Raw genomic sequence first — 11932 nt, forward strand, 5'->3', positions numbered from 1 at the left:
CTCGTTCCTTTCCAGAACGTAACCGGCGAGAAGCGCACGATCGCAGATCAAGTTGATGAGCCGCGGTATTCCTTTCGAGTAGCGTCGAATAGCCCGGAACGCGCCCGACGTGAAGTCGACCTGGCCGATTCCCCCGGCCACCGCGAGCCGATGTCGGATGTACTGTTTGAGCTCGCGCCCTTCGAGAGGAGTCAGATGATATCGGGCGGTGATGCGTTGAGCGAGCTGCCTCAGATCGTTCTGAGCGAGCTTGTCGTTGAGCTCGGACTGTCCGATCAAGACGATCTGTATGAGCTTCTCGGTGTCGGTCTCCAGATTGGAGATGAGGCGGACCTGCTCGAGCACGTCTCGGGACAGATTCTGAGCCTCGTCGATGACGAGAACGATGCTCTTGCCCGACTCGTGGGAGTCCAGCAGGAAGCGGTGCAGGGCGTCGACGAGATCCTTGTCCGATGTCGCGTCGCTCTCTACCCCGAGATCCCGATTGACGGATCGCAAGAGATCCGTGGCACCGAGCGCCGGGTAGAGGATGAAGGCGCTCAGCGTGTTCTGGTCGAGCCGGTCGAGGAAATAGCGGCAGAGCGTCGTCTTGCCCGTTCCCACTTCCCCGGTAACCACCATGAACCCGCCGCGCTGCCGGAGCCCGAACTCCAGATGAGCGAAAGCTTCGTGGTGCTTGCCCGACAGGTAGAGAAACTTCGGATCGGGCGTGAGGTTGAACGGCTTCTCGCGAAAGCCGTAGAAGGCCTCGTACATCGATCTACGTTCGAAAGTAAGCGTAATCTATCACGAATGGTCTAGCCAATTGTATATTCTCTGGAGTCAGAAGATGCCGAGAATACGCGTCCTTGGGTCCGCCCTGCTGCCACTCGTCTTCGCCGCCGCCTGCGGCGCTCCCCGGGCAACCGCAGTCCAGGGCGAAATTGCCGCCGTCATCGATCGCGGCATCGCCGAGGGCTCGGATCGATTCGATCACGCGCTCTGGGATGCCATCTTGCGAGCCAACGCGAAGAGCGAAGGCCGCCGGTTCGACTACACCGGACTGAAGGAGGAGGAAGAAAGGCTCGACGCTTATCTCCACGCTCTCGCCGGAGCGGACCTGGCGCGCCTGACGGCATCCGAGCTCCAGGCGCTCTTCATCAACGCATACAATGCCTACACGGTCAAGTCGATCCTCGATCACGTGAAGGAGGACGGTGCCTACGAGATCGAGAGTATCCGCGACATAGCGGACGTTTTCGTTCGTAAGCGACACGTGGTGGGGGGATTCGAGCTGAGCCTGGACAACATCGAGCACGACATACTTCGACCAGTCTTTCGAGATCCTCGAGTGCACTTCGCGGTCAATTGCGCATCCATCTCCTGCCCGCCGCTCCCGGTGCGCGCTTTCGACGGAGAGCGTCTGGACGAGCAGCTCGAGGCCGCGACGAAGAACGTTCTCACCGACGCCGAATATGTCTCCGTGGTCGATGACGCCCTGCTCGTGACGAAGATCTTCGAGTGGTATGGCGAGGACTTCGTGAATCCCGAGTTTCGCGGGAGCGAGCCGAGCCTCGCTGCGTTCATCAGGAAGTACGCGGACGACCCGCTGCGCGAGTGGATCACGTCGCGCGGTGAAAAGGTAAGGGTGCGATTCCGCGACTACGACTGGGGCCTGAACCGATCTACTTGACTTTCTCCCCCCGTGCGAGAATGTCCGATCTCTCGGTGAGCGCCGGATCGTTGACCCCGTACTGGGCGGCAAGCTTCGCATGCTCGACGAGCGTCTGGACCAGCGCCTCGTCCTCCGGGGTGCAAGGACAACCCGGCTTGATCTGGCCGAAACTGGACCACGCTAATCCCCAGTGCGCGAGCCCGTAGTTCGGGTAGGCCTCCACGGCCTTCTGGAAGTACTGGGCGGCATCGGAAAACTGCTGCTTGTCCTTGAGCGTCACGCCATAATAGGCCCAGCCCAGAGCGTTCTGGTAGTCGGGAAGAGACACCGCCTTCTGCAGCGTGCCGTGGGCGTTGTCGAGCTGCTGGGCCTCGTAGTACCCGACACCAAGCTCGGTGAGGTAGTCGGGATTGTCGCCTTCGAGTGACGCGGCCTTCTCGAGCTCGGGAAGCGCCTCCATCTTCTGACCCTGCATGCGCTGCTGGCGGCCTTTCCGGTAGTGAGCCTCGGCGAGGGCATCATCGAGCTCGGCAGCTTTCGAGAACGAAGCGAGGGCTTGGTCGTTGGCACCGGAAGCTTCGTGGGCGAGCCCCATGTAGAGATGCGCTTTGGCGTTGTCCGGCATCTTCTCCAATGCCTGGGACATGAGCGTGCCCGCCTCCTGAAGCTTTCCCTGGGAGACGTATATTTCGGCCAGAGCGAGATAGGCGTCCGTGCTGTTCGGATTCAGGTCGATGACCTTCTGGTAGTAGGTCGACGCCATGGTCAGATTGCCCTGCGCCTTGTAAACCTGGGCAAAGGCCAAGTTCGCATCGGGGTCGTTCGGGTTCACGGTGATGGCCATGGCGAGATCGGAGTAAGCCTCATCCGGCTTGCCGAGCGCGTTGTTGGCGAGCCCGCGGACGGCTCGGGCCCGAGTGAGCTGGCTGTTCAGCTCGATCGCCTTGGTGGCAGTGTCGACGGCGCCCTGATAGTCCCCCTTGCGGTAGAGGATGTCAGCAAGACCCGCCTGTGATTCGGCCGTCGAGGAATCGAGCTCGAGCGCTTTTCGAAACGCGCTCTCGGCCTCGTCGACTTTCCCTTCGGCGAGCGATGCCTCTCCGAGCGTCGAGTAGGCGACCGCGCTCGTGGGAGCTAGCTCGAGCGCTTTGCGCGCCATCGCCGCGGCTTCGGAGAGCGCCCCGGTCTTGGCGAGACCGAGGGCCAAGCTCACGTGCACGTCGGCGCTTTGCGGGTTCGTCTCGACGGCTTTCGGCCCCACTTCGACGACCCTGGGATAGTTCGCCGTTTTCGCGTAAGCCAGGACCATGCCTTCGTAACACTCAGCTTGCTCTGCGGCGTCCTCGAGATGCTCGACGGCGAGCGCATAGGCATCGGCGGCGTTCTCCCACTCCTCGAAATCCTTGTAGATCCGGGCGAGCTTCAAACGCACGTCGCCCCTCTCGGGATAGTCCTGCAAGACGCGAAGGTAGAACCCTCCCGCCTCGGCCGGCTTTCCGTCCTTCATTCTCTCCTCGGCCAGCTCGAGAGCTCTCCTGACCTCTCTCTGGTCCAGAGGCTTTTCGTCCTGTGCGATGCCGGCCGCGGTGAATAGCAAGCTGAGGCCCACGACCATCGCTGACTGGAGCGCCGGAAAAGTCCTCATGACATCCCTCCTCCAGGAAAATCGTTGCCATCCTAACTCCTCGCACCGATTCGATTCAACCATGCCGTGTTTCATTCGTGCATTGAGCCGGGCTACCATGCGTCATGGCTCGCCACCGGCTCCTCGTCGGCTCGTCCGCGGCGGCCCGGCGCGAGCGAGGCCGTGACTGGCTCATCGAGCGAGCTTCCCGGAGTCCGTTCCTCGTCGTCTCTTCGCAGCAGGAGTCGGCGGACCACTTCGTTCGGGAACTAGCACTCACACAAGGTTCTTTGTTCGGCTGCGTTCGCACCACTCTCGACGGCCTCGCCTTCCGTCTCGCGGCCTCGGCGATGGCCCGCGTCGCCACCGCGTCACACAGCCGGCTCGGTCAAGAGGCGTTGATGGCGCGCGTCGTCCACGAGGCCGGAAGAGAGGGACGCCTCGGGCCATTCGAGAACGTCGCCGCTGGCCCCGGGCTCGTCCGCGCTTTGACGACGACCCTGCTCGAGTGCCGTCATCACGAGATTTCCAGCCCGTCGCTGGAGATGCTGGGGGGTACGGGTGAGTACCTGGCCCATCTTCTATCGCGATACGAGCAGCAATCGCTCGAGAGGGGCATCGCCGATCGGGCTCGTGTCCTCGCGCTGGCCAGTGACGCGGCTCGCGGGATCGATCGCCCTACGCTACTGCTCGACGTGCCGATTCACTCACCACTCGAGGCCGCCTTGATCGAGGCCATCGCCGAACACGCACCGATACTCGCAACCGTACCCGAAGGGGATACCCGATCGCTCGAGCGGCTGGCGGAAGCTCTCCGGGTATCTCCCGAACGGATTTCTCTCCACGAGGGCACCAGCTCCGCCATCCGTGATCTCCAGCGCTTCGTATTCTCGGGCGAGGCGCCGCCGTCGCGCGAAGCGACTTCGCACGTCGTCATCCTGTCCGCTCCCGGCGAAGCCCAGGAGGCCGTGGAGATCGCCCGCGCCATCCATGCCGAAGCCTCACAAGGTACGTCCTTCGACACGATGGCCGTCCTGCTCCGCTCGCCAGAGGCCTACACCCCGCACCTCGAAGAGGCATTCCGGCGGGCTTCGATTCCTGGGTACTTCGAAAATGGAACCCTTCGTCCCGATCCGTCGGGACGTGCATTTCTTTCACTACTCGATTGCGCGGCGGAAGAACTGGCCGCGACGCGTTTCGCCGAGTACCTGTCTCTTTCCCAGCTGCCTCAGGTGACCGCCGAAGGCGAGCCGGTGTCGGAGCCGGAGGAGGACATTCTGTGGGCACCGGCTCGTCATGCGCTCGCTCCGCAACCTCGGGACCGGGAGCCGGTTCAGCTCGAGCTTTTCGCCGAGCCCGAGAAAATCGACGAGCCCGAGAAAGCGCCGGTCATCGCCGGACGGGTTCGTGCGCCCTGGCGATGGGAAAAACTGCTCGTGGACGCCGCCGTCATCGGCGGGCTCGATCGCTGGGAGCGCCGGCTCGCGGGCCTCGGTCGCGAGCTCGAGATCCGAATCGCCGAGCTTGCCGACGACGCCAGCGCCGAAGCCGACAGCCTCCGTCGCGAGCGCGAGGATCTCGATCATCTCAAACGCTGTGCCCTTCCTCTCATCGAGAGGCTCGCCGAGCTCCCCCAGTCGAGTGCCTGGGGCGGTTGGCTGGATGCGCTCGAAGGACTCGCCGTCAAGTCCCTTTCGCATCCTGACGGTGTCGTGTCGCTCCTCCAGGAGCTCAGGCCCATGTCGGCCGTCGGTCCCGTCGGGCTTTTCGAGGTTCGCGAAGTCCTCGCCGAACGGCTCACCCTGCTGTCCCAACAACCGGCGGGGTACCGCTACGGAAAGGTCTGGGTAGCGCCCGTCGAGTCCGCGAGAGGGATGCGCTTCGAGGTCGTGCTCGTACCGGGACTCGCCGAGAGGATGTTCCCCCGGAAAATCATGGAAGACCCATTGCTGCTCGACTCCGCCAGATCGAAGCTCGACCGCGCTCTTCCGGTTCAGAAGGATCGGATCGAAAACGAGAGGCTGGCTCTTCGGATCGCCATCGGCGCCGCAACCCGCAAGATCGTATTCAGCTACCCATCACTGGATCTTGGAAAAGGCAGGGCGAAGGTTCCATCGTTCTATCTCCTCGAGGTCGCTCGCGCAAGCCAGGGCCGCCTTCCCGATTTCGAGACGCTCGAGCGGGAGGCGGCGAGCACTTCCGGCGCACGACTCGGTTGGCCCGCACCACGCGATCGGACGAAAGCGGTTGACACGACCGAGTTCGACCTAGCGTTTCTGGCCGACTCTTCATCCAAGAAACCGGGCGCCGGGCGGTATCTAATCCGCGAGAGTCCGACCCTGGCCCGCTCGCTTCGCGCCCGCTTTCAGCGCGGGCGGGGGGGGCGCTTCACGCCGGTCGATGGTTTCCTCGAACCTTCGCCCGCGGCGAAGAGCCAGCTTCGAGAACATCGCCTCGGCGCCCGTGCTTATTCGGTCACGTCTCTCGAGAAATATGCCGCCTGTCCGTATCGTTTCTACCTGAACGCCATCGTCCGCTTGAGACCGCGGGAGACGGCCGAATCGGTCACCCACCTCGACGCCCTGACGCGAGGCCGCATTCTTCACGACGCTCAGTTCTACGTGTTGGAGCGACTCGCGGAGACGAGACAGCTTCCGGTCACCGCCGAGGGCCTCGACGACGTCCTGAGAACCTTCGAGGCGGTGTTCGACGAGGTGACCGAACGATTCTATGAAGAGCTTGCCCCGGCAATCGATCGCATCTGGCAGGACGAGATCGAGCGTATCCGCTTCGATCTGCGGGGCTGGCTTCGTCGCGAGGCTGAGAGCTCCCAGGGTTTCGTCCCCCACCGGCGGGAATTCACTTTCGGAATGAGACCTCAAGGACCCGCCGATCCGACGAGTACGCTCCAGGTCGCCGTCCTGCCGAACGGACTCCGGCTGCGCGGCGCCATCGACCTCGTGGAGAAGCGAAGCGACGGCAAAGTTCGGGTGACGGACCACAAGAGTGGAAAGGTCTGGATGCCCGAGAATGCGATCCTGAACGGTGGCGAAAGCCTCCAACCCATTCTGTATTCGCTCGCCTACGAGGCGCTCACGGGTGAGGACGTCGAATCGGCACGCCTCTATTACTGCACGGTGCGCGGGGGTTATTCGGAGCGCGTCGTCCGCCCGGACGAGGAAGCCCTCGATGTCGTGGCCGAGTTCCAGCGACGTCTCGACGAGATCATCGAGGAAGGATTCTTTCCCGCCAATCCCAAACCACCTCTGGGTTGCCGATTCTGCGACTATCTGCCCGTTTGCGGACCGAGAATGGAGATCGACGCGAAGCGCAAGGAGAACGACCCGAGGCTGTCGCCGCTCAACTGGCTGAGGAATCTCACGTGAATCGAGACCTGACCGACGCGAAGGCGAGAGAAGCGATTCGGCAGGCGCTCGATGAGACCCTGGTCGTCGAGGCGGCGGCGGGCACGGGAAAGACGACGGCACTCGTCAGCCGCATCGTCGAGATCGTCAAGACCGGCCGTGGCGAGCTAGCGGGCATCGTGGCGGTGACTTTTACCGAGAAGGCCGCGGGCGAGCTCAAGCTGCGGTTGCGGGGCGCTCTCGAGGACGGGCGAGCCAGCTCTCAGGACGACGCGGTGATCACCAGACTCGAGCAAGGTCTCTCGCAGCTCGAAGAGGCGCACGTCGGCACCATCCACGGATTCTGCAGCGACCTCCTCAAGCAGCGCCCGCTTCAGGCCGGTGTGGATCCACTCTTCGAGGTGGCTACCGACGAGGAGACCGAGCGGCTGTACCACCGCGTCTTCGAACGGTGGCTCGAAACGACTCTCGCCGATCCACCGCCCGGTATCCGGCGCCTGCTCCGGCGTCAGGCAGTCCGCGAGCAGGGCCCGATCGACGAGCTCTACCGCGCCGGGCGCTCGCTTCTCGACGTGCGGGACTTTCGCGCCAACTGGCAGATACGTCCCATCGACAGAGAATCGGCGATCGACGAGCTCGCCGAACGAATCATTTCGCTTTCGGACAAGGCGAGCCACCCTTTCAACCCGCGTGACAATTTCTATCTGGATCTGGCCGATGTGCTCGCCTTCGTCCAGGATCTGCGCTCCCAGGAGCAGGTCAGCGGTAAGAGGGACTACGACGCTCTCGAGCATCGGCTAGCGATCCTGGGCTTCGGCTGGCGCAAGGGACGGGGACCTTACGGCGAGGACGTCCGCCGGGAGGACCTGCTGGCGGAGCGGGATGCGCTCAGGACGGCGCAGGCGGAATTCAGAAAGAAATCGGGTGCCGATCTCGCAGCCCACCTCCAGAACGAGCTTCGGGAGCTCGTCCGGCAATACGAGACGGTGAAAGAGAAGCGTGGCCGGCTCGATTTTCTCGACTTGCTCGTTCGCGCGCGGGACTTGCTGCGAGACGACCGCGACGTTCGCGCCGAGCTGGCGCGTTCATTCACCCATATCTTCGTCGACGAGTTCCAGGACACGGACCCTCTACAGGCCGAGATCCTCTTGCTGCTGAGCGCGGACGGTTCCGAAGAGGACGACTGGAGGAGGATTCGACCGATTCCCGGCAAGCTGTTCGTCGTCGCCGATCCCAAGCAGTCCATCTATCGATTCCGCCGCGCCGACGTGGCGCTCTATCAGCGGGTGAAACGCCAGCTCATCGCCGCCGGCGCGAAACCGGTTTATTTGACCACGAGCTTTCGCTCCGTGCCCGATATCCAGGAGCTGGTCAATGTGGCGATGGCCGGCGCGATGAAGCCGATCGCGGACAATCACCAGGCCGACTACGTTCCCCTCGACGCTTACCGCGAGTCGATGGCGAATCGCCAGCCTGCTATCGTAGCGATTCCCATTCCACGGCCCTACGGGGATTGGGGGAGGATCACCCAGTACGCCATCAAGCGTTCCGAGCCGGCCGCCGTCGCCTCCTGGATTCGCTGGCTCATCGACGACAGCGGATGGCTCGTGAGTGACCGAGCAACGCGCGAACCGCGGCCTGTTGGCTCTTCAGACGTCTGCCTTCTCTTCCGTCGCTTCGTGAGCGGGCAACAGCTGGTGACTCAGCCCTACGTCGACGCGCTCCAGGCGCTCGACATCCCTCACGTCCTCGTTGGAGGACGGGGATTTCATCAGCGGGAAGAGATCGAGGCGATGCGCGTGGCGCTGACCGCGCTCGAGCGGCCGGACGACGAGCTGTCGGTTTTCGCTACTCTGCGGGGCCCGCTCTTCAGTCTTTCCGACGAGAGCCTTTTCTCCTATCGCACGCGCCACGGTGCCCTCCATCCGTTCCGAAAGACGAGCTCGGAGAGCTTGCAAGGAGATGATCGCGACGTCGAGCAAGCGCTCGAGCTCATCGCGAAGCTCCACCAGGGCCGTAATCACCGTCCCATCGCCCTTACGGTTCGAGAGCTGCTGGACTCAACACGCGCCCAGGCGGGATTCGCGCTCTGGCAGGCGGGCGACCAGGTCCTGGCGAACGTTCTCGGGCTCGTGCAAATCGCGCGGGGCTTCGAGGAGTCGGGCGGGCTGTCTTTCCGCGGCTTCGTCGACTACCTCGACGAGCTCGCCGAATCGCCCAACCGCCACGAGCAGCCCATAGCCGAAGACGGCGTCGAGGGAGTTCGTCTGATGACGGTTCACAAGGCCAAGGGGCTCGAGTTCTCCGTCGTAATACTTTGCGACATCACCTGCTCCTTCTCGATGGGCGCGACCCGCCACGTCGATCCTGACCGGAGTCTCTTCGCCATTCGCCTGGCGGGAAGCTCGCCCTGGGAGCTGCTCGATCACGAGCCGCAGGAGTCGGAGCGGGACGCAGCCGAGAGCCTGCGTTTGCTCTATGTCGCGGCGACGCGGGCTCGCGACGTTCTCGCGGTTCCGGTCGTCGCCGACGAACCGCAGGCGAAGGGATGGGTGGGCCCCCTGCTGTCGGCTTTCTATCCCCCGCACAAGCAGTACCGGTTCCCGATCGTGGCGCCGAAATGTCCCCGCTTCCAGGGGGAAGACACCGTAATCGACCGCCCATCGCGCGCACCAATTCTACCCGGCCAGGGCATCCGTCCCGGTCTTCACCGGGCGGAACAAGGTCGACACGAGGTCGTCTGGTGGGACCCCTCGCTGTTCGAGCTGGAGACGACACCCAAACCCGGGGTGCGCCGTCACTGGATCCTCCAGGAACGTGCGGAAGGCGAGCCGGGCGAGGGAGCGCGCGAGTACGCCAGGTGGCTCGAGCAAAGAGACTCGCTAGTCGGACGAGGGAGCGAGCCGAACATGACGGTGGCAACGGTCACGCGGCTCGTCGAGGAAGAGAAGACCGCGGGAGTCGAGGGAGCAAGCGGGGTCGAGATCCTGGAGGTCGAAGGAAGAGATCCGCAGCGCCCTGCAGGGAAGCGCTTCGGCTCGCTGGTGCACGAGCTTCTGGCCCGAGCGCCATTCGAGACGGATGCGAGCGAGCTCGGGGCATTTGCGCGGAGCCTCGGTCGGGTGCTCGGCAACACCGAAGAGGAGATCCTCGCCGCGATCGCGGTCGTGGTTCGCGCCCTGGAGCACGATGTCTTCACCCGGGCGACTAAAGCCGAGCTGTGTTACCGGGAGATGCCATTGATGCACCGTGAGAACAAAGGAGCGGTTGTGGAGGGCGTGGCCGATCTGGTCTTTCGTGAGAGCGGAGCGACGCATTGGACGATCGTCGACTTCAAGACCGATTTGCGCATCGACATGACGGCCGAGTCCTACCGGCGTCAGGTAGCACTGTACGCCCGCGCCGTCGAGGCCGCGACCCTCGCGCCGGCAAAGGGTGTACTTCTCTATGTGTAGCTGCCCAAGTACCGATCCTGGCTTGGAGGCGAGGGCAAGAGCTGGCTTTCCCAGTTCATGGCACTCTCTGCTAGACGCTATCTAGACTGCTTGGTATAATTCTAGCTCTGAGGAAGACGATGGCGCTGAGTCTCAAGGATCCCGAAGCCGATCGGCTGGCCCGGGAGCTAGCCGCACGCACCGGGGAAACGCTAACGAAAGCCGTGATCGTCGCCCTGCGAGAGCGCCTGACCCGCCTGCGACACCGGGGACGGCGTCGCCGCCTGCGCGACGAGCTTCGAGAGATCGGGCAGCGCTGCGCACAGCTTCCAACCCTCGACGATCGCTCTCCGGACGAGATAATCGGCTACGACGAGCGCGGCATCCCCGGCTGATGGTTCTCGACACGTCGGCCTTGCTGGCCCTCCTGCTGGATGAACCCGAGGCGGAGGACTTCCGAGCCGCCGTGGAGGACGACCCCACCCGTCTCGTCTCCGCGGCGACTCTGCTCGAAACGGCGATCGTGATCGAAGCGCGAAAGGGTGACGCTGGCGGACGCGAGCTCGACCTGCTGATCCGCACTGCGGACATAACCGTGGTTCCCGTGGAGACCGATCACGTCTCCGAAGCGCGGCGGGCCTATCGGCGATTCGGCAGAGGCCGTCACGCCGCCGGGCTCAACTTCGGGGACGTCTTTGCTTACGCCCTCGCCCGGACCTCGGGCGAGCCGCTCCTGTTCAAAGGCGCCGACTTCTCGAAGAGGGACATTCGTGGAGTCCCATAAGGGGATTCGACTGGATGCGAGTTCAAGACTCGTAGGCCCTTAGAGGCCTTATCGCGGCTTGGGCCAGGACGGAGCCCTGGGGGAACATCGGGCTCACAGCGGGAATCAAGGAATCACGCCGATTTCGAGGTGTCCCCTCCCCAGCGTCATCTCGTTGAAGAAGGGGACGAAAGCGTTTCGAATCTCCTGGAGGCGGGCGACGTCCTCGGCCGTCGGCCATGTATCCCTTTGCGCGAGAAAGATCCAGGCATGGCGAAACATCTTCTGGGAGGACTCGAAGTCGGGCCGTCGTCGTCCCAGCGCCAGCTCGACGTCGTCCATCGTGAGGTCGGTCCGAGTCCCGGTGATCACGACACCGACGCGGGGAGGCGACTCGTGATTGAAGTCTCCCAGAGTTGCGGACGCCGTGGCTTCGGTGACGACGAAGAAAGGCGGAACCTCGGCGGCGGCGGCGAGGCCCATGAGATACAGATCGATGCGTGAATATCGGGCGACGGTCTCGGCGGTTCGAAACCTCCGTTCCTCCTCCTGCACGATCTCGTTTCCCTCGAGGAAGGACGCGTCGGAGTCGAAAAAGAAGCTCCAGTGCGAGCTCTGCCTTCCGAGAAGGACGGTCGTCGGGGTTCCGGTCCTGAACACCCTGGCTCGGGCCAGCCACCGGTGCCCAATCTCGTGTGACAGGAGTCCGAGGGTCGTCGGCCTCGATGCGGCCCCGAACACACGGGCATGGGGATCGCGGGGATAGCGTCGCAAATCGCCCATGAAGACGAAGCTCTCGAGCTCGCCGGAGCTTCCCCAGACGGCCGAGTCGTCGAAGACACCGTCTCCGATGCCTTCAACCTGGTTGCTGACCGGGCTCGCGAAAGCGAACGCGTCGTCGAGGTCGCTCTCGAAATCAGTCCATACGACCAGAGCATCGTATCGATCGGGAAACTCGCGATAGAAAGCACGAGCGAGCGCGACGTTGTCGATCATCCGACCGCGCTGGAACCGTTCGACGATGGCACCGGCGATCTCTCTCAATTCGCCGCCGAGGTCGACGAGCGCGAGCTCCGTCGGATCGTTCCCTGG

8 protein-coding genes are annotated in these 11932 nt (G+C 63.7%); 5 read left to right on the plus strand and 3 right to left on the minus strand.

Annotation, left to right across the window (positions count from 1 at the left end):
* A partial coding sequence (locus VEK15_31360) for an AAA family ATPase (protein HXV65235.1) occupies nucleotides 1–756 on the minus strand: 756 nt, incomplete at its 3' end.
* 73 nt (nucleotides 757–829) lie between these two features.
* On the opposite strand from VEK15_31360, the gene VEK15_31365 reads away from it, so the two are divergent.
* On the plus strand, nucleotides 830–1672 hold the full coding sequence (locus tag VEK15_31365; protein HXV65236.1) for a DUF547 domain-containing protein: 843 nt from the start codon (nucleotides 830–832) through the stop codon (nucleotides 1670–1672).
* Here VEK15_31365 and VEK15_31370 read toward each other — a convergent pair.
* Complete coding sequence (locus VEK15_31370; protein HXV65237.1) at nucleotides 1665–3299, minus strand: tetratricopeptide repeat protein; 1635 nt, start codon at nucleotides 3297–3299, stop codon at nucleotides 1665–1667. The two genes, VEK15_31365 and VEK15_31370, sit on opposite strands and share 8 nt — an antisense overlap.
* Before the next feature lie 104 nt (nucleotides 3300–3403).
* On the opposite strand from VEK15_31370, the gene VEK15_31375 reads away from it, so the two are divergent.
* The 4 genes from VEK15_31375 (at nucleotide 3404) to VEK15_31390 (ending at nucleotide 10861) form a co-directional block, all read left to right on the plus strand.
* Nucleotides 3404–6664 (plus strand): PD-(D/E)XK nuclease family protein, encoded by a 3261-nt coding sequence (locus tag VEK15_31375; protein HXV65238.1) that lies wholly within the window; start codon nucleotides 3404–3406, stop codon nucleotides 6662–6664.
* Nucleotides 6661–10098: a UvrD-helicase domain-containing protein gene (locus tag VEK15_31380; protein ID HXV65239.1), complete on the plus strand. Its 3438-nt coding sequence runs from the start codon at nucleotides 6661–6663 to the stop codon at nucleotides 10096–10098. The genes VEK15_31375 and VEK15_31380 overlap by 4 nt, the downstream gene beginning before the upstream one ends.
* A 119-nt stretch (nucleotides 10099–10217) precedes the next feature.
* Nucleotides 10218–10472: a type II toxin-antitoxin system VapB family antitoxin gene (locus tag VEK15_31385; protein ID HXV65240.1), complete on the plus strand. Its 255-nt coding sequence runs from the start codon at nucleotides 10218–10220 to the stop codon at nucleotides 10470–10472.
* Complete coding sequence (locus tag VEK15_31390; GenBank protein HXV65241.1) at nucleotides 10472–10861, plus strand: type II toxin-antitoxin system VapC family toxin; 390 nt, start codon at nucleotides 10472–10474, stop codon at nucleotides 10859–10861. Before VEK15_31385 ends, VEK15_31390 begins: the two co-directional genes overlap by 1 nt.
* A gap of 105 nt (nucleotides 10862–10966) precedes the next feature.
* Here the strand turns inward: VEK15_31390 and VEK15_31395 are convergent.
* On the minus strand, nucleotides 10967–11932 hold a 966-nt coding region (locus tag VEK15_31395; protein HXV65242.1), incomplete at its 5' end, for a hypothetical protein.

It is taken from the genome of Vicinamibacteria bacterium, assembly GCA_035620555.1.
Classification (GTDB): domain Bacteria; phylum Acidobacteriota; class Vicinamibacteria; order Marinacidobacterales; family SMYC01; genus DASPGQ01.

Bases quoted from the DNA above. Each gene is read 5' to 3' on its own strand.
- VEK15_31370 (HXV65237.1), bottom strand. From the start codon at position 3,299: ATGAGGACTTTTCCGGCGCTCCAGTCAGCGATGGTCGTGGGCCTCAGC.
- VEK15_31385 (HXV65240.1), top strand. From the start codon at position 10,218: ATGGCGCTGAGTCTCAAGGATCCCGAAGCCGATCGGCTGGCCCGGGAG.
- VEK15_31390 (HXV65241.1), top strand. From the start codon at position 10,472: ATGGTTCTCGACACGTCGGCCTTGCTGGCCCTCCTGCTGGATGAACCC.
- VEK15_31365 (HXV65236.1), top strand. From the start codon at position 830: ATGCCGAGAATACGCGTCCTTGGGTCCGCCCTGCTGCCACTCGTCTTC.
- VEK15_31375 (HXV65238.1), top strand. From the start codon at position 3,404: ATGGCTCGCCACCGGCTCCTCGTCGGCTCGTCCGCGGCGGCCCGGCGC.